The organism is Haloglomus irregulare, assembly GCF_007421925.1.
GTDB classification, from domain to species: domain Archaea; phylum Halobacteriota; class Halobacteria; order Halobacteriales; family Haloarculaceae; genus Haloglomus; species Haloglomus irregulare.
Genome location: NZ_QMDX01000003.1, coordinates 1 through 24,935, shown reverse-complemented (window position 1 = coordinate 24,935; position 24,935 = coordinate 1). Strand labels below are relative to the sequence as shown.

Here is a 24,935-nt window from a genome sequence, read left to right as displayed (position 1 = left end):
CCGAGGCCCGCGCGACCCGGGGAAGAGCAGGGTCACAGCGCGCTGTTCGACCGAGGGCAGGTCGACCGCTGCGCGACGGCGCTGCTATCGCTCGCGCCGACCGCCGAGGGGGGGGGACGTTCAGACTCGCGTGCGCCGAGCACCGCACCCGGCAGGACCAGCAGCGTCGGCGGCAGCACCGCCCGGACCTGCTGCCAGTCGACGCCGGTCAGCGAGCCGGTGGTCCGGGCGATGGCCGCCTGCACCGTGCCGAGGTTCGAGGCGAAGAGGAACAGTGCCGTCTGCAGCGAGTTCAGCACGGTGCCGACGATGACGCCGGCGAGGTCCCCCCTGCCAGGCGATGGCGTAGACGACGAGGAAGGCGGCCGTCCCCCGAGCGCCGCCGTGAGCGGGAGCAGTGCGGCGACGTTCACGAACACGATGAGGGTCAGCAGCACCGCGAGGCCGGCGCCGGGGGGGACGCCGAGGGTAAAGCGGCTGGCGAGTCCGTTCCGCGTGACGGCCTGGAACACGGCCCCGGACCGCGCCAAGTTCAGCCCGACCAGCGCCGCCACGAGGACGCGCGGCAGCCGGACGCTCCAGACGATGAGCGTCTCGGTCGGCAGGTCGAAACTCCTCTCGAAGCCCAGCGCGCCCGTCAGGCCGTCGCCCGGCAGGAACGACGCCAGCACGTTCGGGCGGAGCCACACGAGCGGATCGAACACTGCGGCGACGACCTGGCGGAACGTCACGGGGTGCGACCCGAACCGGACCTGCAACAGCCCGGCGAGGACGGTGATGGCGAGTCCCGCGGCACAGGCCAGTACCAGCGAGCGGTCCAGCCAGCCGACCTCGCGGCCGAACAGCGCTCGGGACCCCGTCGCCACCGGTGCTCTCAGCGGTCATCCGTCCACGGTTTAGGCTGACCTAATCGTATGTCGGGGTTCCGGTTCGGGTTCCCTGCCCGCCCGGCGCGTGACCCGAACGGTTTTGTCTCTTTAGGGCTACCTAAATACATGGTAGACGGAGCCGCCCCCGACGCCCCACGACCCGCCCGTCGTGCCGTGCCGACGCGTATCGCGAACGGTCGTCCGTACCGATGAGCGGCCGGTCCGAGTACCTGCTCGCGCTGTACATCGCGGGCCATCAGGGCGACCCACCGGTCTCGCCCGGCCGGGTGGCCGAACGACTCGGCCGATCGCCGGCGACGGCTGCCGAGATGTTCGGCAAGCTCGACGACGACGGGCTGGTCACCTACGAGCCGTACGAGGGCGTCGCGCTCACCGACACCGGCCACGCCCGGGCCGTCGAACTCCACGAGACGTACGTCCTGCTATCGTGGTTCTTCCGGAGCGTGCTCGGTCTCGACGACCACGAGGGCACGGCGATGGAGATGGCGGCCGTGATGGACCACGAGGTCGCGGTCCGGCTGGTCGAGACGCTCCCGTACGACGGTGCCGCACCGCCCGCAACGGACGACCCGGCCCCCCCCGCCGACAGCGAGGGCGAGAGCGGTGGCAGTGGCCAGACAGAGGGGCGCTCGCACTGACTGACGGCCGACGTCGTCCCGCTCTCACCGGCGGACGTCGACTGGGTCGTCGGCGATGAACACGTCCCCGCCCCGCCCTCGGGGACGAGCGCCAGCCCGTCATCCACGCGTCCCTACGGACGATAGCCGCGACCCGCTCCCGGTCGAACAGCCGCTCGCCGGTCGGGATGTCGGGATACGGTGCGCCCGCCTCGTACTCCGGCCGGGCGCCGAACTGCTCGGGGTAGAGCTGCTTGGCGGTCATCTCCAGCCGGAACAGGTTCATTGGCGGCCCTTGAACGGGGTTGCCGGAGGGGTAGAACCGGTCGTTCCGGATGGCGCTGAGTTCCGCCCCGACCTCGTGGCCGGCGACCGTTTCACGGACCGCGGCCACGCCGCAGTAGGGGGGATGCCGAACTGGTGGAGGATGACGTCGGGGTCGACCTCCGGCAGCGCCTCGTAATCGCAGGTGGTGTCGCAACTCAGTTCGCCGAAGGCGTCGGTCACGACGGGTGGCCGGGCGTGGGGCCGGGGCCGCCCCGCAGGTTTAACCCGGAGAGCGACCCACCGACGGGTAATGGCTGCCACCGTCTCCCCGCCGGACCCCGACGAGCTTCCGGTGCCGGAACTCGCCGAGGACGCCACACGCTGCGCCGAGCGGCTCGCGGCGGCCGACCGCGTGCTGCTGGCCTCGCATATCGACGCCGACGGGCTGACCAGCGCCGCGGTCGCCTCGACGGCGCTGGAGCGGTCGGGCATCCCCCACGAGGTCGTCTTCGAGAAACAGCTCGACGCCGCCTCGGTCGCCGGCATCGCTGACCGGGCGTACGACACCGTCCTGTTCACCGACTTCGGCAGCGGCCAGCTCGACCATATCGCGGCCCACGAGCGGGCCGGACACTTCGAGCCCGTCATCGCCGACCATCACCAGCCCGCGTCGGGCGAGGCGGCCGATGGCGGCGACTGCGAGACGGCCTACCACCTCAACCCGCTCCTGCGCGGGCTGAACGGTGCTTCGGAGCTGTCGGGCGCGGGCGCGGCGTACGTGCTGGCCCGGGCGCTCGAACCCGTCGGTGCCGAGCGCGAGGCCGGCCACGCGGCGGACAACCGCGATCTCGCGGCGCTGGCGGTCGTCGGCGCGGTCGGGGACATGCAGGCCTCCGGCGGCGAACTCCACGGCGCCAACGCCGGCATCGTCGCGGAGGGCGTCGCCGCCGGGGTACTGGCGGAGGGCCAGGACCTCGCCGTCTACGGCAAGCAGACGCGCCCGCTCCCCAAGCTGCTCGAGTACGCCACCGACACGTTCGTCCCCGGCATCTCGAACGACGAGGCCGGCGCCGTCGAGTTCCTCCGTTCGCTGGACCTGGACCTGCAGGACGACGACGGGGACTGGCGGACCTGGGTCGACTGTTCGCGCGAGGAGCAGACGGCTATCACCTCCGGCCTCGTCGAGCGGGCGATCCGCTCGGGCGTCCCGGCCCGGAAGGCCGAGACCCTGGTCGGGACGACCTACACCCTGACGGAGGAGCCGGTCGGGACGGAGCTCCGGGACGCGAGCGAGTTCTCCACGCTGTTGAACGCGACCGCCCGCTACGAGCGCGGCGACGTCGGACTCGCCGTCTGCCTGGGCGACCGCGATGAGGGGCTGGCCCGGGCCCGCACGCTCCTCCGGGACCACCGCCGGAACCTCTCGGAGGGGCTGGACTGGGTCAAACGCACGGGCATCACCCGCGAGGAGCATATCCAGTGGTTCGACGCCGGCGACGAGATCCGCGAGACCATCGTCGGCATCATCGCCGGGATGGCCGTCGGGACCAGTGGCGTCGACCGGAGCACGCCCATCATCGCGTTCGCGCACAAGAGCGAGGCGGAGACGAAGGTGTCCTCGCGCGGGACGCCCGCGCTCGTCGGCCGTGGCCTCGATCTCTCGGTCGTGATGGGCGAGGCCGCGGCGGCCGTCGGCGGCGGGGGCGGTGGCCACGACGTGGCCGCGGGCGCCACCATCCCGGCCGGCGAGGAGGCGGCGTTCATCGAGACCGCCGACCGCATCGTCGGCGACCAGCTGGGCTGACCGCCGGTCCGTCCGGTCCTGGTCGAACGGTGCCCCCGCTCAGCGGGTCGCGCCCCGCACCACCGGATCGGTCGTCAGGCCCGGCGGTCCACCGACTCGGTGACGCGGGTTCGGAGTCGCTCGGCCATCGCCGCCGCCTCGGTCGGCTCGTGCTGGTCCTGTACGTGGCGCGGGCAGTGGTATACCGTGTTCAGGAGCGCGTCGTACGGCCGCCGCCGCTCGAACCCGTCCGGCAGTGGTCGAACCGACTCGTAGCCCTCCCGGAACGCGGTTCGAGCGTCGCTCTCCGCCGACCCGAACGCCGGGACCACCGCTCGCCAGACGTCGTCTTCGCCGGGTGCGGCGATCGCGTGTTCGAGGTCGACCATGCACGCCACCCCCCCATCGACGACGGAGACGTGCTCCGGCGTCGCCCACCCGTGACAACACCCCGGACCGCCAGCCCCGACGAACGCGTCGGGGTGTCCGTCGAGATACTTGAGCCCCGTCCCGGCCACGACCCCGTGACCGTACCGGACGAGGACCGGACGGCGGTCGGGAACGTGCGCTACCGCGGCGGCGTGCCACTCGTCGTGACTGCCGCCCCCGGCCCCGTCCTCCGGTCGAACGGGCCCGTACGTATCCAGCAGCGGGGCCGTCTCGCCGTGAAGGCTCGCCAGGCCACGCCCGGCGGCGCGCGCCCAGTCCACCTCCGTGCTCCGCCCTGCCCCGGGTGAGGGGGCGTCCTCATGCCACGCGGCGACGTCGAACTCGTCCCCGACGAGGAGCGTCTCCGGAACCGGAGTCGAGGTGTGCTCGCCGACGAACGACAGTACCCGTCCCTCCGTCCCCGCCTTCCGGTCCGTCCGGTGTTCCCCCTGTGGACGGCGCGCTGCCCGTCGACGGTCACCTCGTGTGGCGGCACGTCGTGGAGTCAGCCGCGGAGCTCGTGACTGTCGCGTGTTTCGAGCCTGGCGGTAGGGTCGTGTCCCATGGGTGTGACGCGACGGGTGGCAGCCGGTCGGGTGCACGGTGCCACGCCGACGGCGGGACTGACACCCGGGTAGCGGGAACCGGAGCGAGACGTATACTGGCTCCGGACCACCGCCACACCGGTCCTCGCCGGCACAGGCGCGACGCACGCAGGCGTCATCGGACACCACCGCCCACACGCCCATGTACGGCGACTATCAAGACCGGGCATGCAACAGCACGACGAGACCGAGGAGGGGAGCGCCGACGAGTCGACGACCGGTCGCCCGCCGATATCACCCCTCGACCCGGCCACGGGGCGCGCCCAGGAGCTCCACGACCTGCTGGCCGGCGACGAGGCGCTGACGGTCGTCTGCCACGACAACCCGGATCCGGACTGTCTGGCGAGCGCGCTGGCGCTGTCGGAGCTGGCCGCCGACGCCGGCATCGAGGACGTGGTGCTGTGCTACGGCGGTGATATCTCCCACCAGCAGAACCGCGCGTTCGTCAACCTGCTCGAACTCGACCTGGAGCCGTTCGAGCCGGGGCTGCTCTCCGACCGGCTGGTCGCCTTCGTCGACCACTCCGTCCCCGGCGAGAACAACGACGTGCCGGCCGAGACGGCTATCGACGTGGTCATCGACCACCACCCTGCGGAGTCGGTCGAGGCCCGGTTCGTCGACCGCCGGGAGGACGCGGGTGCGACGGCCACCATCCTCACCGAGTACGTCCGGGCGCTGGACCTGGACCTGGCGGGCCGGCTGGCGACCGCGTTGCTCTTTGCTATCCGTCGGGAGACGCTGGGCTTCCTCCGGGGGGTGACCGCCGCCGAGCACGAGGCCGCGGCCGTCCTCCACCCGTACGCCGACGCCGAGACGCTCCGCCGGCTCGCCAGCCCGCCGGTCACGGGCGCAACCGCCGACGCACTCGGCACCGCCATCGAAAACCGCGAGATCCGAGGCGCGGTCTGCATCTCCCACGTCGGCCGGACCGGCGAGCGGGACGCGCTCCCGCAGGCCGCCGACTACCTCGTCGAGTTGGAGGGCGTCGGGACGGCCGTCGTCTTCGGCATCGTCGAGGATACCATCGAGCTGAGCGGTCGCACTACCGATTCGCGGGTCCACATCGGCGAGGTGCTCTCCGACGCGTTCGACGACGTCGGCAGCGCCGGCGGCCATCGCGAGATGTCTGGCGGGCAGGTCCCCCTCGGCCTGTTCGCCGACGCCGCGACGGACGAGCGGCTGGTCGCGTTCGTCGAGGACATCGTCACCGACCGGCTGGTCGAGGGGATGAACCTCCCGGAGGACGAGGCGGACGAGGGGTGACGGCAGCTCCGGAGCGGGGGCAGCGGGGGCATTAGGCGTCGGGGGACGGCTCGACCGACGGGGCGGCGCCACCCTCCGAGAGCGGCACGAGAACCGCCACGCCGACCAGGCCGATCGCGCCGAAGGCGCCGAAAGCGATCGCCCAGGAGTAGCTCTCGATGAGCCATCCGCCGAGGATCGGCGCGGCGAACGACCCGGTGAAACCGATCGTCGTCATCACGGTCAGGCTGGTCCCCTCGGTGCCGGGAGCAGCGAGCTCCCGGATGAGGACGTAGTAGACACCGGTCCCGAGCTGGAGCGCGAACGCACCCGTCACGAGGAGGACCACGAACGGGAGGAAGCTCCCGGCGAACGGGACCGCCACCAGGAGCACCAGTCCGGTCAGGAGGCCGCCGGCCAGCACCGGCCGGCGGCGGTTGCCGATGCGGGCGCTGAGCCAGCCGCCGCCGGTCCGTGCGGCGATACCCACCAGCGGGACCAGTGCCGTGACCGTGCCGGCCGCCGAGAGCGACAGCGAGAGCACGTCCGTCCCGTATGTCGGGACCCAGCTGTTCAGGAACAGGTAGAGCGCGTACGCACAGAACGTCGACACCGAGAGCAGGAGGACCCGGGGATTGCCGAGTGCCCGCGTGAACTCCGCCGTCGTCGGCGTGCCCGCGCTCCGGATGGGGCTGCCCGCGCCGGCCCAGAACAGCGTCAGCCCGGCGACAACGAGCCCGCCGTGCAGGAGGAAGACCCGCAGCGGGCCGACGGCGGTGCCGACGAGCGGGCTGGTCGTGTGCGCGAGCACGAACGCGGCCGGCGGACTGGTCATGAACAGTCCCGTGGCGAAGCTCTGCCGGTCGCCGACGAACACCTCGCCGACGACGTTCGCGCCGGCGGTGAAGACGAACCCGCCGACGATGCCACCCAGCGCGCGGAGCACGAGGAACGGGACGAACGACCCGACCGACTGCGTGGCGACGACGACGAGCACGAACAGTCCGACGCCCGGCGCTATCAGCCACCGGTTGTCGTACCGGTCCATCAGATACCCACCCGGGATCTGCGTGACGATGGAGCCGACGATGGCGGCGCTGACGACGTCGCCGACGGCCGGCTTCGCGATGGCGAACCGCTCGACGAACAGCGGAGCGATGCTGGACGGGGCGATCATGAAGGCGTTGGCCCCGATGGAGATGAGGAAGCAGCCGACGAAGACCGTCCACGCGTTCGTCGTCCTAGACACGTCAACAGCGTACGGCCAGGGGGAACAAACCAGTACCGGCGACCGTCTGGGCGGACGGCAGGCCGCCGAGGGTTCGAACCGGCACCCCTGAACTGCGGATACTCTCCCCGGCCGCTCAGCGGTGTGTATTACTCCACACCTCTCATGGAAAACCACGTAGCTGTTTTATCAGGGCAGTCCGGGTCGATGCCATCGGTGCCGCGATCGGCCACGGAGGCACCGGCGCCATCGGCGGCGAGGACGGCGGTGCTGGCAGACCACCGACATCGGTGCGGGTAGGTGCTTCTTATCGAGACCGGCGTCACGTCGCCGGAGTCGTCGCCGCCGCCAGCGCTGCCGTCAGCGACGACCCCGACCACGGCGCGGACCTCGGCGGCGAGCGGATAGCGAGCGCCCTGCCGCCGTCCCGCCCGTGGACCGTCCGAGCGGTCCGCCTCGCCCCCGCCACGCCGGAGTTAAGCCCCCCGCCATCGTGGCCGGCCGCGTGAGCGACGACCGCGACCATGGCCTCGACGGTGACGACGAGCCCGTCCACTACGAGCGCGACGGCCCCGTCGCCGTCGTGACCATCGACCGGCCCGAGCGGCGCAACGCCATCGACCACGAGACGAGCCAGCGGCTGCTGGACGCGTTCACCCGCGCCGAGACGTCCGACGCGAAGGTCGTCGTCCTGACCGGCGCCGACGGCACGTTCTCGGCGGGCGCGGACCTGAAGGCGATGGATCTGGATGACTCGCCGGAGGGGTGGCTGGGGTTCACCCGCACCCGCTGTGCGGTCCCCGTCATCGCTGCCGTCGAGGGCCACTGCGTCGCCGGCGGTATCGAGATGGCGTGCTGGTGCGACATCCGCGTGGCCGGCCGCGGCGCCACCTTCGGCTGCTTCGAGCGACGCTTCGGCGTCCCACTGGTCGACGGCGGGACCCAGCGGCTGCCCCGCATCGTGGGGCTCGGCCGCGCGCTGGACATGATTCTCACCGGCCGCGCGGTCGACGCCGAGACCGCCGAGCGCTGGGGGCTCGCGACGCGGCTCGCCGACGAAGGGGCGGCGCTGGAGACGGCCGTCGACCTGGGGACACGACTGGCCGGGTTCCCCCAGGAGACGATGCTCTCGGACCGTGACGCCGTCTACGACGGGGTAGGAACGCCGCTCCAGCAGGGTCTCGGACTGGAAGGGTGGCACGGCTCGCGCGTGCTCCGAACGGCCGCGGCCGGCGCCGAACGGTTCGCCGGCGGTGAGGGTCGAAGCGGTGCCGGCATCGAGGACCCCGACGACGAGTGACCGGCCGTAGTTACTAATACAGGCCCAATCAAGTAGCAATGACTAGTCCTCCGACCCCCGATTTTATCAGTGAATCTAATAACATCGGAGCCCCTTCCTCCCGGTAATGAGCGACCGTCGCGACGCCGTCGGGGGCGAACCCACCCCGAGTGAGAGCGACGGCGGCACCGACGCCGAGTTCACCCTCGACGTGCCCGACATGGACTGTGCCTCGTGTGCGGAGAAGATCGCGGGGAGCGTCCGCGAACTCGCGGGCGTGCGGACGGTCGAGACCCACCCGACGACGGGTCAGGTCGTCGTCGGGGGACGCGTGTCCCGCGAGGCCGTCGTCGAGCGTATCGTGGCCGCCGGGTACGCGGTCGCCGAGCGGACGGTCGCGTTCCAGGTCCCCGAGATGAACTGCGCGTCGTGTGCGGACACGGTCGAGGGCGCACTCGCGGCCGTCGCCGGCGTCCACGGGATCGATGCCCGGCCGACCGTCGGTCGCGTCGAGGTCACCGTCGGTGACGGGACAACCGTCGACGCGCTCCGCCGGGCCGTCGAGGACGCCGGCTACCCCGTCGTCGGGGAGGAGGTCGACGGCCAGGGACCCGACGGCCCGGCTGCCCGCGAACCCGTCCGGCGGAGCCGCCGGGCGAAACTGACCGGCGTCGCGGCCGTGCTGCTGGCCGTCGGCCTGGTGCTGGAGTTCCTCGTCCCCGGCTCGAACGCGACCGTCGTCGCGGGGCCGGTGACGTTTGCCGTCGCCGACCTGCTGTTCCTCGGCGCCGTCGCCACTGGCGGGGCCGCCATCCTCCGGAACGGCTACTACTCCGCCCGGAACCGCTCCCTCGACATCGACTTCCTGATGTCGGCGGCCATCGTCAGCGCCGTCGTCGCCAGCGTCGTCGCCGGCACCCACCTCTACGTGGAGGCGGCGACGCTGTCGACGCTGTTCAGCGTCGCTGAGCTGCTGGAACGCTACGCGATGGACCGGACGCGGGGCTCCGTCCAGGAGCTGCTGGAGCTCGCCCCGACCGAGGCCACGGTGCGGCGCGACGGGGCGGAGCGGACGATACCGGCCGCCGATCTGGTCGCCGGCGACCGGGTCGTCGTTCGGCCGGGCGAGAAGCTCCCGGCCGACGGGGTCGTCCGCGAGGGCGAGAGCGCCGTCAACCAGGCCCCCATCACCGGCGAGTCGGTCCCCGTCGACAAGACCGCCGGCGACGAGGTGTACGCCGGCACGCTCAACGAGTCCGGCTACCTGGAGGTCGACGTGACCGCGGCGGGTGGCGACAGCACCCTCTCGAAGATCGCCGACCTCGTCGCGGACGCCGACGCGAACCGGACCGAGCGCGAGCAGTTCGTCGAGCGGTTCGCGGCCTACTACACGCCGGTGATGGTCGCCGTCGCCGTCCTCGTCGCGGCGGTGCCGCCGCTCGTCCTGGGGCTGGACCCCGTGGCATGGTTCGTCAACGGCATCACGCTGCTCGTGCTCGCCTGCCCCTGCGCGTTCGTCATCTCGACACCCGTCTCGGTCGTCTCGGGCATCACCGCCGCCGCCCGCAACGGCGTTCTCGTGAAGGGTGGCGACCATCTGGAGGCGATGGGCGGCGTCGAGGCGGTCGCGGTCGACAAGACCGGGACGCTCACGACCGGCGAACTGGCGGTGACGGATATCGTCCCGCTGGGCGACCACACCGAACGGGACGTGCTCCGGTGTGCCCGGGGGCTGGAGGCCCGCAGCGAGCACCCCGTCGGCGAGGCCATCGTCGCCCACGCGGAGGGCCGCGGTGCCGAGCGTGCCGCGGGACCGGTCTCGGGGTTCGAGAGCCTCACCGGCAAGGGCGTCCGCGCCACGCTCGACGGGACCGAGCACTACGCCGGCACCCCGGCCCTGTTCGAGGAACTCGGCTTCGACCTGGGCCACGCCCACGTCGTCGGGGACGCCCGGGAGCGCGTCCCGGAGCTCCGGTCGCTCTGCGACCGCCAGGGCTGCCTCGACCTCGCCGAGGAGACCATCCCCCGGCTCCAGGCCGAGGGGAAGACCGTCATCCTCGTCGGCTGGGAGGGCCGCGGCCCCGACGGTCACGAGGTCGAACTAGAGGGGGTCATCGCCGTCGCGGACACGGTCCGCGAGACGGCGCCGTGGATGGTCGAGCGGCTCCGGGACGCCGGCCTCGAGGTCGTGATGCTGACCGGGGACAACGAGGGGACCGCCCGCGCCGTGGCCGACCGGGTCGGCGTCGACGACTACCGCGCCGGCCTCCTGCCGGCGGAGAAGGCCGACGCCGTCGCGGCGCTGGAGACCGAGTACGAGGGCGGGGTCGCGATGGTCGGCGACGGGGTCAACGACGCACCGGCGCTGGCCGCGGCCACCGTCGGCGTCGCGATGGGCGCGGCCGGCACGGACGCCGCCATCGAGGCCGCCGACATCGCGCTCCTCGGCGACGACCTCACGCGGCTCCCGTACCTGTACGACCTGGCGCGGGCGGCCGACGGCGTCATCCGGAGCAACGTCTACGCCAGCCTCGCGGTGAAGGCCGTACTGGCGGTCGGGGTGCCGTTCGGCGTCGTCGGCGTCGCCGCGGCCGTTCTCGTCGGCGATGCCGGGATGACGCTCGGCGTGACGGGCAACGCGATGCGGCTCTCGCGGCTGACCCCGGGGACACCGGCCGACGGGTGAGGCGGCGACTGGCTGGCGAGCAGGCGGCACGACCATTCCCCCCGGACCGGATGCCGCGCTGTCGGAACCGGGCGGGACGATGTGTCCCGCATCGGGCCGGCGGCCCGGGGGCGACCCATCGGGGCACGGGTCGGCTGCCGTGCCATCGGATCTGAACCTCCGTGTGGTCCGCCACAAGCGCCAAACCACTATCCCGCGTAGGGACGACCGATGGGACAGGGGACGGACGACCGACCCGACCGCCGGCAGCACCCGGACGCCACGCCGCACGACGCGACGGACGGGGGCGACGGCCACGCCGAACTGGCATCGCTCCTGTCGAACGACGACCTCCTCCTGAGCCAGCGCCCCCGCGAGCCCGACCGCGACGCGCTGTTCGTCGCCGACGGCGACCGCAACCCGGACGCGGTGTTCCCCCAGTCCGTCGCCTCGGGCGGTCCGACGACGACGGGCGTCATCCTCTGGACGCGGGTGGCCCCCGACGCGTTCGACCCGGACGAGCCGCTCGGCGTCGAGGTCGCGAGCGACGACTCGTTCGACGACCCCTGCTACCGGGGCATCATCGACGATACCGACCGTATCCGGGCCCACGACCACGTCGTGAAGGTCGACGTGGACGGGGCGCTGGAGCCGGACCGGGCGTACCGCTACCGGTTCGGCTACGACGGCGTCGCCTCCCGGACCGGCACCTGCCGCACCCTCCCGAAGCCGGACGCCTCGCCCGACTCGCTCCGGGTCGGCGTGCTCGCCTGCCAGAACTACTGCAACGGCTACTACCCCGCGCTGGGCCACGTCGCCGATGAGGAGCTGGATTTCCTCGTCCACGTCGGCGACTTCATCTACGAGTCCGGCGACGGCGAGTTCCGGGGGCTCGGTAGCCGGGACTACCCGGACCGGGACGTCGAACTCCCCAGCGGCGCCGACCGCGTGCAGGGCATCGACGACTACCGTCACCTCTACCGCACCTACCGCTCGGACCGGTTCCTCCAGCGGGCGCTGGAATCACACACCCTCATCGCCGCCTGGGACGACCACGAGATCGCGAACGACGTCTACTGGGACCCCGAGGACGACGCGCCCAAGGCCGACCACCCCCGCGGGGAGGCCCCCGAGTTCATGACCCGGCTGACCGCGGACGCCATCCACGCCTGGTGGGAGTTCATGCCCGCGCGGCTGGACTACGACCCCGACGCCGACTCGCTGCAGGACCGCTTCCAGCTCTGGCGCTCGCTCGAGTTCGGCGATCTCGTCCACCTCGTCCTGACCGACGAGCGGCTCTACCGGGACCCGCCCCGGGAGGGCCTCCCGACGGCCGCCAACGTCCGGCCCGATGCCGAGCCGGCCGGCCGGACGATGCTCGGCGAGGACCAGCTGGCGTGGTTCACCGACGAGATCCGCGACTCGACGGCCCGCTGGACGGTCTGGTCGGACGAGGTGCTCACCGTCCCGTTCCGGCTCGGCGGGGGTCGGGCGTCCCTCTACCCGGTGCAGGGCGGCTGGGACGGCTACACCCGCGAGCGCCGGTACGTCACCGAGCGCATCCACGAGTCCGCGCCGCGCAACTTCGTCACGCTCACCGGGGACATGCACTGCTACATCGCGGGCTACAAGCGGACCGACTACGGCGGCCCGGTCACAGGCCGGCTGTTCCCGCCCGGCGAGCGCGTGGGGGTCGAGTTCATGACCCCGGCGGTGTCGAGCCTCAACGTCGCGGAGGCGCTCGGCATCGGCGACGGCCCCCTGGGCCGCCTCACCGAGCCGCTCCTCCGACGGTTCGTCACCGCGCAGAACCCGCATATCGAGTTCTTCGACTCGCATCACTGGGGCTACTCCGTCGTCGAGTTCACCCGCGAGGACTGCACCTACGTCGGCTACGCCGTCGACAAACACACGGACTCGATGGCCGCCGACCGCGAGGTCGTCGCCGCCTACCGGGTCCCCGACGGGTCCGTCGAGCTGAACGACGTAACCGACGAGTACCGCGAATAGTTCGGATATCGGTTCTGTCGGGCCGTTATCCGTCGGATTACACGCTTCCTGCGGGCATCACGTCCCGCGCTCGCCCCCGGCCGACCGGTCGCGCCGTCTGTGGACGCCCCGGCCGAGGGGTCCCCGGAGGTCGCCGCCCGAGAGCCCACCGGGCAACAGTTCTGCCACGCTCCCGCCGAGCGAGTCGGTCGAGCCGCCGGAGTCGTCGCTGCCCATGCTGGCGGCTACCGGTCTCGGTGGATGACGCTGCCGTGTCCGTCACGCGATGTGGATGCTGGCTCGGTAGAAGGGCCTCGTCACACGGGGCTCGGAGGGGGTAACCGTCGTCATCGCCAGCAGTCGGACCGAGCGGCCGTGGCGACAAAAACGCCCCGTCTCCCCGGCCTACATCCGGGTCGACTCCTTTGCCTCCTCGGCGTGCTCCAGCGCCAGCTCCAACTGCCGGCGGTGGAGCGCCTCTAGCTCCTCGGGGTCGGCGTCGCCCAGCTGCGTCGTGACCTCCACGCCCGGGAGGCTGGTCTTCAGCTTGTTCCCGCCCTCGCCCGTGACGTCGTCCAGGTCGATGTCCATACCTATGTTCCGTCCAGCGACCACTTAGTTGACCCGGCGGGCGACCGCTCGTCCGTCGCCGCCCCCGGTACCGTCGTCCGCACCCCGATGGCCCCCCGGCGGTGGTGTCGTCGTGCCGCCCGCTCGCCCTCGACCGGGCGAGGCGCCGCCCTGTGCCGACGGGTGAAGGCCCACACTGTTGTGGGGAGCGAACCAACCCCGTTCGGCCGGAACCGTCGACGATGGCACGACCCGACGACGCGGGTTCGCGGTCCCGAGCGGCCGACGACCCGTCGGTGGCCGAGTCCGTCGACGAACTGGTCGGCGGGACGCCGCTGCTCCGGCTCTCCAGCCTGGCCGACACCCTGCTCGGGAAGGTCGAGGCGGCGAACCCGTACTCCGTGAAGGACCGCATCGCTCGCGAGATGCTCGATGCCGCCGAGCGGGCCGGCGCGCTCGACCCCGGTGGCACCGTCGTGGAGGCGACCAGCGGGAACACCGGCATCGGGCTGGCGGCGGTCGCGGCCGCGCGGGGCTACGACTGCGTCCTGACGATGCCCGAGTCGATGTCCGCCGAGCGCCGACAGCTCCTCCGGGCGCTGGGGGCCGACCTCGAACTCACGCCCGCCGCGGCCGGGATGACCGGCGCGCGCGAGCGGGCCGCGGAACTCCTCGACGAACGGGCGAACGCCGTCATGGCCCGGCAGTTCGCCAACGCGGCCAACCCGCTGGCCCACCGCCGGACGACCGGCCCCGAGATCTGGCGTGCCACCGACGGCGCGGTCGACGCCGTCGTCGCCGGGGTCGGGACCGGCGGCACCATCACCGGCGTCATGCGACATCTGACCGAGGACCGCGACGCCGACGTGACGGGCGTCGCGGTCGAGCCGGCGACCTCGCCGACGCTCTCGGCACGCAGCGACGCGAGCCACGACATCCAGGGTATCGGCCCCGGCTTCCTTCCGGACACCCTCGACCCCGACCTGGTCGACGAGGTCCGGGGGGTGACCGACGAGCGGGCGAAGACGACCGCCCGGCGGGTGGGCCGGGTCGAGGGGCTCCTCGTCGGCGCCTCGGGGGGCGCGGCGCTCGCGGCCGGCGCGGACTACGCCGCCGAGCACCCGGGCGAACTCGTCGTCGCGGTCATCCCGGACGGCGGCGAGCGGTATCTCTCGACGGACCTGTTCGACGGCGACTGAGACCGCGGTCAGTCGGCTCGCTCGGCGGCACGTTCGGCCAGCGCATCCACCTCCTCCGGTGCGAGCGGGCCGCGCTCGGTCAGGTAGCGGTCGACCACCCCCGGCGGCGTCACGTCGAACGTCGGCTGTTCGACCCCCAGCGCGGCCGGCGCGTCGGCCCCGAGCAGCTCGTCCGGGTCGCGCGGCTCGAGGTCGACCCCGTGCCCCGGCGGCGCGACCTTGTCAGCGTGGGCCGCGACGTGGACGGGCACGTCCTGTGCGGCGGCGGCGCTCGCCAACGTCCGAGTCCCGACCTTGTTGACCACGCTCCCGTCCGCGAGCACGGCGTCCGCGCCGACCAGCACCGCGTCGGCGTCGCAGGCGTCGACGCGTGGGCGATGCCGGCGTCCCCACACAGCGTCACGTCGACGGCGAGCGTGTCGGCGAGCGCCGCCCCGGCCGCTCGACCCTCACCGCCGGGCCGCGACTCGGCGATGACGACCTCGGTCGGGTCACATCGCGCCAGCAGGTCCCGGACCGTCCCGGAGCGCGACAGCGTGGCGACGGTCGCCCCCCGGAGCGCGTCGGGGGCCTCGATGCGGGCGTCGTCCAGGCCGGCGAGCAGCCGCTCGGCGGCGTGCCGGACGGCCGACGCCTCGCGGTCGCCGCGTGCCTCGAACGTGACGCGGTTCACCCGGTTCGCGACGACGGCTATGCTTGCCCGTGCCCCCAACAGCCCGGCGGCGAGCGCGGTCAGCCGTGACCATTCGTCCTCGCCCTCGCCGTCGGGTACCGCCACCGGCGCATCGACGCCCGCCGCCAGCGCCGCCGCGGCGTCCCGCAGCACCTCCACGGCCCGCCGGGAGACGTACTCGGAGCCGTGCTCGCGGTCCTCGCGCACGGCGGCGACCGTCGGCGCGACCCGGCGGTAGGACTCCCAGAGCCACGGCACCGTCTCGCGGTCGAGGATGGCGGTCGGCTGGACCCACTCCTGCGCCGCCGTCCCGCGGTTCGTCGTCACCTCGCGGGTCGGGCAGTCGAACAGGACGGGATGTACACGCCACGCACCGTGGTCGGGGTCCTCGACCGGGAACGATGCCCCCCGACGGACGGGAGAGCAGTCCCCGGGGTCGAGGCCGGTCCCCTCGCGGACCGCCTCGCGAGCCAGCCGTTCCGGGTCACCCCCGGCGTGGCCGGCGACGACACCCCACCGGCCGCTGCCGGAGCCCACGGCCTCGCTCCGGCGGCACAGGAGCACGTCCGACCCGTGCCGCAGGAACACGGAGACCATGCCCGCCCCGTCCGCATCGCTCATGGCCGGGGCTCCGTCGCGCAGACGGATAACGGTTCGACCGGAACCGGAGGGGTAACGCCGGTCGGCGCCGAACGCCCGGCTACACACTTTTGCCCCCGCCAGCCGACACCACCACCCACAGATGACGACCCGCGTCGCGGTCATCAGTGACACGCATATCCCGTCCCGCGCGAGCGAGATCCCCGATTGGGTGCTGGACGAACTCGACGCCGCCGACCTGGCGATCCACGCCGGTGACTTCGATACGTACGACTCGTACGAGCACGTCGAGGACGTGACGCCGGAGCTGACGGCCGTCCTCGGGAACATCGACCCGCCGGACCTGGACGTCACGGAGGTGGCGACCCTGGACGTCGAGAGGGTCCGGTTCGTCGTCACCCACGGCACCGGCGACATCGCCGGCTACGAGGAGCGCGTCGGCGACGTCGTCGCCGAGCACGCGGCCGACGACCGGCGCACGGTCGGCGTTGCCGGCCACACCCACCAGCAGACGGAATGGGAGCACGCGGGCTACACCTGCTACAACCCGGGAACCTGCACCGCCGCGGACCCGGCCGCCATCGCGTCGATGCTGGTCGTGACGGTCGACGGGGAGGCCCTCGATATCGAGACGCGACGGGAGGCGGCCTGAAGCGTCCACGCCCCGCCGCCTCCCTCGGGCGGCCGAGGGCCCCTTACGACGCCGCTCTCACGCGTCGTTCGGTGCTCGGTCGATCCGCACCGACACTCGCTGAGCGGTACGGCTCGCGGGAGTACTGTGGGTTCTCGCTGCTGGCGCTCTCGGCGCGTATCTCCACCGACGCCGCGTGTGGCGTCCGCTCCTCACAGTTACCCCACCGCCCCCCGTCGCTGGTGGCCGCACTGCCGGTTGGCATGGTACATCCACCACGGGGTTCCGAACGGGTCCGTGCTCGGCATTGCACACTAGTGTGGACACTCGCCACCCGGCCCGCCGCGTCGGACGCCACACACGGGACGCGATTCATGCCGAAACCTGACCGCCGCAGTTCGAGATCGGGTATCGACAGCAAAACGACGGCGTCTCCCGACCCCCGATGGAACAACCACGGAACCCGGTCATCCCTCGTCGGCATCGAACAGCCCGGACACGTCCTGCACCCGCTGTTCGCGGCGCTGGACGTGGTCGCGCAGGCGCGAGAGCGGCATCGCGTCGGGTCGCTCGGGGTCGAGCACCTCCAGCACGAGCGTCACGAACGGGCTCGTCGTCTCGCCGTCGGCGAGGTCGGCGCGGCCGAACGCGGCCGCCCGCTCGAGGAGGTCGGCGGCCGCGTCCTCGCCGCGGGCCGCCGCGAGGTGGGGTGCAGCGACGCTCGCCGCCGGGAACTCCAGGTCGCCAGGGGTGACGACGGCCCCCCCGACCCGGAGCTCCGGCGGGTCCCGCTCCCGGATGACCCCCGGGTCCGCCGCGAGCGCGTCGAGCCAGTCGTGGACGGGTGCGAGCGCGACGCCGCGGTGCCCGTCCAGCCCGTCGAGGTAGTCGCGAGCACCCGCCGCGAGCGTCGTCGCCCCATCGACGTTGTCGGGGGCGTGGTGGGTCGCCGCGGCGGTCTGGATGAGCCCGTGGCACAGCCGCTCGTCCGGCCCCGATTCCAGCGGGAGCCAGGCCGCCTCCCACGGGTCGTGCGCGGCGAGGTGGTGTCCGGCGTTGAACAGGGCGGCGCCGGCCCGGACCCGGTCGGACAGCCCCGGCTGGGCGGGGCCGTCGTCCGAGACCGGATCGGTCGGGTCCGCGCCACTGCGGGTCACGTCCGTCGGTTCGGGACGGGCGGTGAAAACATCCGCGGCGCGGGCAGCACCGGGACGGGGGACGTGCGGGGACCGGCCGGTGGACGCGCGAGGACCGGAGAACGTCCGGTCAGCGATTTGAACGCTGGTCCCTGGCTCCGCAAGCCAAGAGGATAGTCCACACCGCCTCGCGGCCCAGACTGCCCGGATTAAGGCTATATCGACAGTTTACCGACTTCGACAACAAGCAATAATAGCTGACGATATTTATAACCTGGGCCGTTGGCTCTCAGCCAAGTGCGATAGAACGTCTAAAATCGTAACGGAGTTAGTGAAATTATATTCCTGACGGTCAGTCCACATCGCCGGGTACCGTCCTATCGCCAGAAGGGTAGCTCTGAAACTGTGCAGATAGGTCGGTAATAATGGCATAAAAAAGCTTCAATTCACAGTCCTGGAATCCGTCCTCCATGGATTCACGTTTCCTATAGCTGCAAGACCTGAATTTGAAAATAAGTACCACCATGTATCAACTCCCCAAATGCGTCATCGTAAGCAAGCCTGAGAGGAGCCATTCCAATCTTAGTAAATATCGGCTCTGTTGAAACCCTCAGAGGGTGACAAGTTTAGCGTGCTGCATACACAGCGCGAGTACGCCACAGGGTTCGCGTGCTATCTGCAGTCGAAGCCATGCCGTTTCCTGTTTTGATGAATACGTTTGTCACAGCCACTTGCTGACTACATCCTCTATATTCAGCACGGCTCCAACAAACTATCAGAGACAGAGGATTTCAACAGAGCCTAAATATCCAAATTAGTGTTCGGTACAAGAAACCGAACCACTCCAAGGCACGATAGGTGACTGATGGACAAGACGCTACTGTATGAGGCGTCGATGCAATGGGCTCCCGACTTCCCTCGCCAAGCGACATTCGGCTCCGGGGCGAAGCAGGGAGAGGTAAGCTCTCGGTTAGAGCTTCGAGATTGGCTGATGCAGGCTCACGAGTCCGGGGGTCCGGGCTACACCTCGGTCTACTCCTTCCCGAACGGGCACTCGCTGGATGGCAACCTGCCGAAGATTGACACGCTGTTCTTCGACCTGGATATTCCGTCTGACGAGGGCTCGTACAACCCACAGGAAGGCGGTGATATAGATGCATAGAGGCGGGACATGAGCAAGTTGCTCGTCCGTGCCCGCATGGTGGCGAAGGTCATCAAAGAGGCTGACCTTGCGAAGCACGTCCGGGTGGCCTATTCTGGTCACAAGGGCATCCACCTCTACATTGACTTCCCCGAGTTACCCCGCGACCTCGGAAGCATCAATCGGTACAAGAATGGCCTCAATGAATACGCCAATTCGCTTCTCGATTTCCTCTCCGGTGAGGCGGGCGTCGAGTGGACTCCGTACTGTGTGCCGGGCTTGTTTCAAGAGCTTGTTTTAGCGGACGCCAGCACGCATCATCTTTGCCTGTTTACATCGCATACTCAGTGCCTCCCATGTCGAACTTGTTCATCGGAACCAGCTCTTGCCCTCCATGACCGTGAACCGCTATCAATTTCTCGCGGCTTGACTACATCTCCGTGCTACCGGGTCAGGAAATCTGCACCTACACGTCAGGGGAGACGCACAGTGAAAATGCAGCAAGGTGGTCAACATAGCGCTTATTTTGAGGCAAATCAGCATTGGAAATGCTCGGGATAGAACCCCGAAGCCCAGACACATGGATGCCAGCTAACGAACTCTGGGTGGGCACAGAGACTGAATGAGAGATATTTTCTGGCTCAACGAGTCGAAATTAGAGACTTTAACTGTAAGAACATCCCAAACGAGATTTTTCAGGCCGATACACATGATGGGACCATCTTTACACGACAGGTCGTCTAACTATCCCGTGTGTCTGGCGAGGACCCAATTTTGTGCCCGGAGTGTGGGTGGAGCGGCCCGAGAAAGAAGGTGGACGCGTCAGGAGAAGACTCGACCTGTCCGGTGTGTCGCGCCGAGCTCGCAATGGAGTAGTTGTCGCTACCGTCTCGCATAGTACCGAGAATCAGCGCGCAGTTGGAATCACGGTCGGCGGGACGGTCACGGCCTGCCGCCCTTCTCGCGTAGCGGCTTGAGAGACTACGATTCGGTTGGTAATAGCCCCCTGCAGTCATAGAGGAATCTTCTCCGTATGCCCGAACTGTGCGAGTGGTGCTTCTCCGACTTCCAGGTAGTACGCTCCGATGAGGTCCGTCTCGATTTCCTGCCGCTTGTGCGAGGCGTCGAGGTCGCCCCACGCGGCGTAGGCAAAGAGCGCGTCCTCACCAAAGGTTTGCTCGTGGTTGTAGAGCCGTGAGGAGATGTTACTGGATTCCCCGATGTACGCCAAGGTCGAATCCTGTCCATCGTACCAGATGCGATAGACTCCTATGTCGGGCGGGTCCGCGTTGAGTCGTTCTGCAAGTTGGTACGGCTCGGACCAGCCGAGACTCATCCAGTCTTGTGCAAGGGGCTCTCGCCAGTTCTGCCAGTTGGGGGGTCCGACACCACTCGCAGAATTAGGTTCGTTCTCGCCCGATTCGAGACGGCCACCCTTGTACGAGGGTTCGTTGTAGCTATAAGAGGATTGCCTGTAGCCGTCGATGATTCGCCCGAAGTTCGCTGTTGGGCTACGGTCAGTCTCTCGTCGGTGTAGGGCGATGAGTGCTGCTTCTATCCCCTTTCGGTGTTGCTCGTCTTCTGCCTTCGGTGGAGTTGTATACGAGAATTCGAGTGCAGGGCAAACGTAATCTCGAACTGCCCAAAGGCAGGGGGCCGCAGTATGCGGGTCACGGTAGGGCATTTCATCTGCGTAGACTCCTCTGGCAAGGCTTTGGATTCGCCTCCGTGTATCGCCAGACTCACCGAGATATTCGAGATGGTCGCGTTCCTCATACTCGTGGCGAATTCGGTACAGTCCAGCTTCTTTGGGAACTTCTGAGGACGAGTCTGCGTCAAGAGGTTTCCACTCGGACCAGTCGAGGCCAAGCCAATCAAGGCCGTAGAAGTCGAGTTCACTCATCGTCAAAGGTGTGGATTTTCCGGTGTTCTTCGAGAAACATCGGATGCGGGTGAGCCTCCTCTTCATCCGGCAGGCGTATCTGGTCTCCCTCAAATTGCTTGAACTCGTGGTATCCGTTTCGCTCAGAGGCGTCTTTCACCAGAATCTCGTGGTCGTCGGAGAGGGAGAACCATCCTGAATCGAAGGCCCAGTGATGGAGCTTACAGAGTGCGATACCATTTCTCACGTCATCGCTTCCGCCCTCGTGCTTCGGGTAGATGTGAGCCGCCTCAACTTCTGGATTCCCGTCGGGCGATTCTCTCACACTTCCACAGATAGCACACTGCTCATCGTAAGCGTCTCTGACTAATTGCGTGAAGGCTGCATATCTTGCCCGCCGTCGGCTTTCAGTGTACTGCTCTTCATCATCCGTGAGCTGAGGCTCAGATTCTACGGCTTGCTGGAGTTCGGTTCGTTCCTGTTCAATCTCTTCTGCTGATGGTTCAGGCTCATCCGGTTGCTGTCGATGTTCGAGCGTGAAGACGAGAACCTCTCTCCCATCTTGTTCTTGCAACTCGTAGTCAAGCACATCGACAAGTCCCTGATATTCCCAGTCCGCTTCTTCCGCTCGCTTGTAGAAGAAGTGAATTAGGAAGTCCGACGTTCGCGCGTCAATGAGCGCGGAGTTTCCTGGTGAGTCTTCGCTCTGGTCTCCATTGAGTCCTTCACCGATATACTCGAATCGGCCCTGAGTCACCGAGTCACTGTAGGGTCCGTCCTCGTTGGCGAAGAGGAGAATATATCGCCGGTTGTGGTCGTCACGCCGTGGGTTGATTCCTGAGATACGATAGCCGAAACCAGTCTTGTAGGCATCTTCGATTTCGTCTTGAGTGAGAGTATCACCTACCTCGATACCTTCGGGTGGTGTCCGCATTGTTACGTCGAGTCAACGATTTCCCACGTGATAATAGCACCCTGCTGATGCACCGGATGGCGCAATCCATCAAAATGGGCCACGTTCCTCGTCTCAACCTCGAAGTCATACCAGTAGTTGACATCAAGAGCGAACTTTTCTGCGATAGCTTCGGGGCTCATCCGCTCGTAGGACTCGTCAACCGGCTCGTAGTAGAGGCCGAGCAGTCCACCCATCTCCTCAAAGCCTGCCTCGTAGAGTTTCTGAGCGTCTGTGAGAAGCGTAGAGGTCGTTCGTTCGGGGAAAGGACTGAACACCTTTGAAAAGCTGTTCGGGTCGATGTTCCCGTTGTCATAGCGGAATCGGAGGAGCTTCACCTCGACCGGTATCCCTATTACCTCGCTCTCGGTGAAGAGGTCTACCCGTTGCCCTCCATCGAGGTACGGCGCTTCCGTCTTGATGAAGTAGCTGGTGTCTCCGTCGACTGCTTCTCGGAGCATCTCGACTTGCCTGTCCTCCTCGAAGGGGCCGATGCCCGCTTGCCAGCGGTCGTGCTCTGCCTCTTTATCGACTGCTGGAACGACAGACGCGAAATCATCTGCGAGGCTCGTGAGCAAGTCCGAGGAGTCCATTACTTGCATAGAGAGCGACGGTCATTAAATTCTCTTACCCCGCGCGGACACTGACTGAGTTTGATGACCCTGTGTGCCATCAATTGACAAGGGTTGAATTATGGCTGACGACAGACGGCGATTCGCGCTCAGGGAGAACGGTGAAGAAACCAGCGTCTTCAAATGAAATGCTCCACGGCAGGCGGCAATAAAAGCCGCTCGAAGACTTGACCCGAAGAGTTGCCGACGGTCGAAGGCGGAGCGACAGTATTTTATTCGCCGAACAATATTGTACGATACGATCACAAACATGGTCAACAGATGCGAAGCAAACGTTCGCAGGCTGGCGGGGATTGTCGTCCTCACCGGCCTCGTTCTCGGCTGGTTCGTGAGTAGCTGGGCCTACGCACTGAGTGCGTTTGCGGGACTCAATCTCCTGCAGAGTAGCTTCACGGACATCTGTCCTGCAGAGACGATATTTGCGCAGCTCGGTCTCGGCTGCTGACGGTCGCGCTCATATCAGTAGTGTACTGAAGGCAAAATTCTGAACCGCCCAGAGACGAAGGGGGCAGAGCGGACAATCGAACGCCTAGAAGACGGCTTCGAGCATCACCTCATCGGCTTCGTCTGTCCCTTCTCCGATGACCGAATCCCCGGACCCATTACACCACACTCGTCGGAGTGCCCACCCGTCTCGGTCGTAGTGTGTCGCATACGCTCGCACGAGGTCGCCAGTCCGAACGCGATTGTTGCACCGGTCGCAGATGTAACCCGACTGAACTTCGTTGAGTGCCTTCGCAGGATTCGACTGACTCATTAGTCACTCCTCCCAGCGTTCGGATTCGGCTCTTCCAACCCATCTTTGTAACACGGTCAACAGGAAGTTCTTCCATCAGCGGAGAAGAGTCGCAATCGTCAGGTCGCTCGTCGATTCGTTGCAAGGGTCTCTCCTTATAGAGCCGCCTCACGGCCTTATCGGAACTGACTCTGTGATTCAGGCACGCGCGAGTTCCAACACTCAGGGAATACACTTACGTAGGAGCCGAATCTCCTTTTTTACAACCGACAGACGGGAGCAGGGTACATGCGGCTACCTGCTGCGCTTGAAAACAGATTCATCCCCCGAATCGCATGACGGCACGGGTACTATCTATCTTCAACGAGGCAGGAAGATTGCCACCGACAATCGTAGCCGCTGTATCAAGGAAGAAGCCGGCAGTGGCGCATACAGATATGAACTCATGGACGGCGTGCTTGGGTTTCAATAATAAATCGGTAACCGTGGGGTCTGACTATACAACGTCAGTAGGTGTGGGAATAGTGGGGAGCAAAGCGTTCAAGCGGCGAAATTCAGGCGATATAAAAATTTTCATACTGACTTACATGAATATCGGATATAGTATCATAGTTAGTTGTCAAAACCGAGTGTTAATTTCTGGCTCAGAGTTATCTGTAACAAATCCATAGGTTGGGTGCATTGAGCCCCATAGATTGGTCTGAGATGGACCCAGATTATTCTAAGAGGTGGGAACCGGAGGTGTGAACTCTACGTATTGTATAATTAGTAGGGCACAGTTCACACTTCGGGAATTTTACAACTTTACGATACCGTCCGCTTGTCGTTCAACAGAATAACGGTCTCCAGTGTTGTTTCCCTCTGTGTGAGTTACGTGGCACCAGGGGGCTTCAAGTAGTTGCTCTAGAGTATCATAGACATGCCGGCGGCTGGCTTCAGTTTTGCTGGCGATGTCTGCTGGCGATATCCCCTCAGTAGAATCATGAATGATTTCGATGATGTTCTGCTGCTTCTCGCCGAGAACATCAATATCATCAATACGTTCATCGACCCATTGTCTATTCAGCACATTACTCAAGACATAGACGGCTGCTCCGTCTTAGCCGTCTGCCGGACGCCGTGCATATCGTCCTATCGCTTGGAGGACATGCTTATCACGAACGTCTCTCAAGAGCTCGTGCGCGACATGTGCATCAGGACCGACCCACTCCTGGCCCTCATAGTCACTGCGAACTTCACGTTTTGGCGTCGCATCATTTCCCAGCAGAGCCAACCAGTCCTTGATTGAATCACTGCTGGGACTGATACACCCAACAACCAGCACAACAGCTTCAGTAGCGAACTCGTCAACCGATTTCTCCAATCCGTAGTGAATCGTGCGGGGATTCTCGACCCCAGCCGCCTCCATGCTGTCCTGTAAATCATCAGCGAACCGTTTTGAGGTGACGCCAGACCTGAAATCCTCCACAAACTGACATTGAAGTTCAGAGCATAGGCTAGTGACCTCCTGCTGATTGAATCCGCTGACTGTCCATGTATTCTTATTCGAGCCTACTTGGATAATCTTGAGATTCCGCTCGTGCTGGCGCCACAGCTGCTCCTCACGGCTGGACAATATCCGGTCAAACTGAAGACTATAGTAAACTTTAGAAGTAATTACTCACTTTGGGAAGAGACAGTTCCTCGAGAGCAGTGTCGATCGCCGTTGTTAGCTCGTCGAGTGAGTCGAAAAAGCGGTTGCTGAGAGCCGCTTGCAGTTGTCTCCAGCACTCCTCGACAGGATTCAACT

23 protein-coding genes and 3 pseudogenes are annotated in these 24,935 nt (G+C 67.2%); 10 read left to right on the top strand and 16 right to left on the bottom strand.

Annotated features, from left to right (window positions below):
- Positions 1–32: 32 nt before the first annotated feature.
- The gene (locus tag DP107_RS06225; RefSeq protein ID WP_185977201.1) at positions 33–866 is read right to left on the bottom strand and encodes an iron chelate uptake ABC transporter family permease subunit; all 834 of its coding nucleotides are present in this window, start codon (positions 864–866) and stop codon (positions 33–35) included.
- A 212-nt stretch (positions 867–1,078) separates the two neighbouring features.
- Between DP107_RS06225 and DP107_RS06220 the strand changes: the two genes are divergently transcribed.
- Complete coding sequence (locus DP107_RS06220; protein WP_144261294.1) at positions 1,079–1,528, top strand: metal-dependent transcriptional regulator; 450 nt, start codon at positions 1,079–1,081, stop codon at positions 1,526–1,528.
- A 109-nt stretch (positions 1,529–1,637) separates the two neighbouring features.
- Here DP107_RS06220 and DP107_RS21380 read toward each other — a convergent pair.
- A pseudogene (locus tag DP107_RS21380) lies at positions 1,638–2,032 on the bottom strand (ABC transporter substrate-binding protein); the annotation flags it as partial.
- Positions 2,033–2,084: 52 nt separating this feature from the next.
- Between DP107_RS21380 and DP107_RS06215 the strand changes: the two are divergent.
- A complete protein-coding gene (locus DP107_RS06215; protein ID WP_144261293.1) occupies positions 2,085–3,578 on the top strand; it encodes a DHHA1 domain-containing protein in 1,494 nt (497 codons plus the stop codon).
- 74 nt (positions 3,579–3,652) lie between these two features.
- Here DP107_RS06215 and DP107_RS06210 read toward each other — a convergent pair whose 3' ends face one another.
- A complete protein-coding gene (locus DP107_RS06210; protein WP_144261292.1) occupies positions 3,653–4,267 on the bottom strand; it encodes a hypothetical protein in 615 nt (204 codons plus the stop codon).
- Positions 4,268–4,759: 492 nt separating this feature from the next.
- On the opposite strand from DP107_RS06210, the gene DP107_RS06205 reads away from it, so the two are divergent.
- Positions 4,760–5,854, top strand: coding sequence for a DHH family phosphoesterase (locus DP107_RS06205; RefSeq protein WP_144261291.1), 1,095 nt, complete (start codon positions 4,760–4,762; stop codon positions 5,852–5,854).
- A 31-nt stretch (positions 5,855–5,885) separates the two neighbouring features.
- On the opposite strand, the gene DP107_RS06200 is transcribed toward DP107_RS06205, so the two are convergent.
- Positions 5,886–7,082, bottom strand: a complete 1,197-nt coding sequence (locus tag DP107_RS06200; RefSeq protein WP_144261290.1) for an MFS transporter — start codon at positions 7,080–7,082, stop codon at positions 5,886–5,888.
- 128 nt (positions 7,083–7,210) lie between these two features.
- On the bottom strand, positions 7,211–7,441 hold the full coding sequence (locus DP107_RS06195; RefSeq protein ID WP_144261289.1) for a hypothetical protein: 231 nt from the start codon (positions 7,439–7,441) through the stop codon (positions 7,211–7,213).
- Between the two features lie 125 nt (positions 7,442–7,566).
- Between DP107_RS06195 and DP107_RS06190 the strand changes: the two genes are divergently transcribed.
- The 3 genes from DP107_RS06190 to DP107_RS06180 all read left to right on the top strand — a co-directional run bounded on the left by DP107_RS06190 (position 7,567) and on the right by DP107_RS06180 (position 13,015).
- A complete protein-coding gene (locus tag DP107_RS06190) occupies positions 7,567–8,361 on the top strand; it encodes a crotonase/enoyl-CoA hydratase family protein (protein ID WP_144261288.1) in 795 nt (264 codons plus the stop codon).
- A 106-nt stretch (positions 8,362–8,467) separates the two neighbouring features.
- Positions 8,468–11,026, top strand: coding sequence for a heavy metal translocating P-type ATPase (locus DP107_RS06185; RefSeq protein WP_144261287.1), 2,559 nt, complete (start codon positions 8,468–8,470; stop codon positions 11,024–11,026).
- Between the two features lie 210 nt (positions 11,027–11,236).
- Positions 11,237–13,015, top strand: a complete 1,779-nt coding sequence (locus DP107_RS06180; RefSeq protein ID WP_144261286.1) for an alkaline phosphatase D family protein — start codon at positions 11,237–11,239, stop codon at positions 13,013–13,015.
- Between the two features lie 57 nt (positions 13,016–13,072).
- Here the strand turns inward: DP107_RS06180 and DP107_RS19895 are convergent, their stop codons facing one another.
- Positions 13,073–13,231, bottom strand: coding sequence for a hypothetical protein (locus tag DP107_RS19895; protein ID WP_185977200.1), 159 nt, complete (start codon positions 13,229–13,231; stop codon positions 13,073–13,075).
- 168 nt (positions 13,232–13,399) lie between these two features.
- The gene (locus tag DP107_RS06175; RefSeq protein ID WP_144261285.1) at positions 13,400–13,585 is read right to left on the bottom strand and encodes a hypothetical protein; all 186 of its coding nucleotides are present in this window, start codon (positions 13,583–13,585) and stop codon (positions 13,400–13,402) included.
- A 221-nt stretch (positions 13,586–13,806) separates the two neighbouring features.
- On the opposite strand from DP107_RS06175, the gene cysK reads away from it, so the two are divergent.
- Positions 13,807–14,763, top strand: coding sequence for a cysteine synthase A (gene cysK, locus DP107_RS06170; protein ID WP_144261284.1), 957 nt, complete (start codon positions 13,807–13,809; stop codon positions 14,761–14,763).
- A 116-nt stretch (positions 14,764–14,879) separates the two neighbouring features.
- On the opposite strand, the pseudogene DP107_RS21235 reads toward cysK, so the two are convergent.
- Positions 14,880–15,068: pseudogene (locus tag DP107_RS21235) on the bottom strand (initiation factor 2B); the annotation flags it as partial.
- A 1,110-nt stretch (positions 15,069–16,178) separates the two neighbouring features.
- On the opposite strand from DP107_RS21235, the gene DP107_RS06160 reads away from it, so the two are divergent.
- On the top strand, positions 16,179–16,688 hold the full coding sequence (locus DP107_RS06160; protein ID WP_144261283.1) for a YfcE family phosphodiesterase: 510 nt from the start codon (positions 16,179–16,181) through the stop codon (positions 16,686–16,688).
- A 43-nt stretch (positions 16,689–16,731) separates the two neighbouring features.
- On the opposite strand, the gene DP107_RS21660 is transcribed toward DP107_RS06160, so the two are convergent.
- The gene (locus tag DP107_RS21660; RefSeq protein WP_144261282.1) at positions 16,732–16,932 is read right to left on the bottom strand and encodes a DUF7835 family putative zinc beta-ribbon protein; all 201 of its coding nucleotides are present in this window, start codon (positions 16,930–16,932) and stop codon (positions 16,732–16,734) included.
- Positions 16,933–17,134: 202 nt separating this feature from the next.
- On the bottom strand, positions 17,135–17,824 hold the full coding sequence (locus DP107_RS06150; RefSeq protein WP_202877357.1) for a DUF309 domain-containing protein: 690 nt from the start codon (positions 17,822–17,824) through the stop codon (positions 17,135–17,137).
- Between the two features lie 844 nt (positions 17,825–18,668).
- Between DP107_RS06150 and DP107_RS19890 the strand changes: the two genes are divergently transcribed.
- Positions 18,669–18,965, top strand: a complete 297-nt coding sequence (locus DP107_RS19890; RefSeq protein ID WP_185977199.1) for a hypothetical protein — start codon at positions 18,669–18,671, stop codon at positions 18,963–18,965.
- 991 nt (positions 18,966–19,956) lie between these two features.
- On the opposite strand, the gene DP107_RS06140 is transcribed toward DP107_RS19890, so the two are convergent.
- Genes DP107_RS06140 through DP107_RS06130 form a run of 3 tightly spaced genes read right to left on the bottom strand, consistent with a single transcriptional unit; the run spans position 19,957 to position 22,371 of the window.
- Positions 19,957–20,913, bottom strand: a complete 957-nt coding sequence (locus DP107_RS06140; RefSeq protein WP_202877356.1) for a GIY-YIG nuclease family protein — start codon at positions 20,911–20,913, stop codon at positions 19,957–19,959.
- On the bottom strand, positions 20,840–21,760 hold the full coding sequence (locus tag DP107_RS06135) for an HNH endonuclease (protein WP_144261281.1): 921 nt from the start codon (positions 21,758–21,760) through the stop codon (positions 20,840–20,842). The genes DP107_RS06140 and DP107_RS06135 overlap by 74 nt, the downstream gene beginning before the upstream one ends.
- Before the next feature lie 2 nt (positions 21,761–21,762).
- Entirely contained in the window at positions 21,763–22,371 is a 609-nt protein-coding gene (locus DP107_RS06130; protein WP_144261280.1) for a transcriptional regulator, read from the bottom strand.
- Positions 22,372–22,660: 289 nt separating this feature from the next.
- Between DP107_RS06130 and DP107_RS21340 the strand changes: the two genes are divergently transcribed.
- The gene (locus tag DP107_RS21340) at positions 22,661–22,855 is read left to right on the top strand and encodes a YgaP-like transmembrane domain (RefSeq protein WP_144261601.1); all 195 of its coding nucleotides are present in this window, start codon (positions 22,661–22,663) and stop codon (positions 22,853–22,855) included.
- Between the two features lie 1,087 nt (positions 22,856–23,942).
- On the opposite strand, the gene DP107_RS06115 is transcribed toward DP107_RS21340, so the two are convergent.
- The 3 genes and pseudogenes from DP107_RS06115 to DP107_RS06105 form a co-directional block, all read right to left on the bottom strand.
- Positions 23,943–24,215: a hypothetical protein gene (locus tag DP107_RS06115; protein ID WP_144261278.1), complete on the bottom strand. Its 273-nt coding sequence runs from the start codon at positions 24,213–24,215 to the stop codon at positions 23,943–23,945.
- A gap of 30 nt (positions 24,216–24,245) precedes the next feature.
- Positions 24,246–24,761: a hypothetical protein gene (locus tag DP107_RS06110; RefSeq protein ID WP_144261277.1), complete on the bottom strand. Its 516-nt coding sequence runs from the start codon at positions 24,759–24,761 to the stop codon at positions 24,246–24,248.
- A 31-nt stretch (positions 24,762–24,792) separates the two neighbouring features.
- Positions 24,793–24,935: pseudogene (locus tag DP107_RS06105) on the bottom strand (IS630 family transposase); the annotation flags it as partial.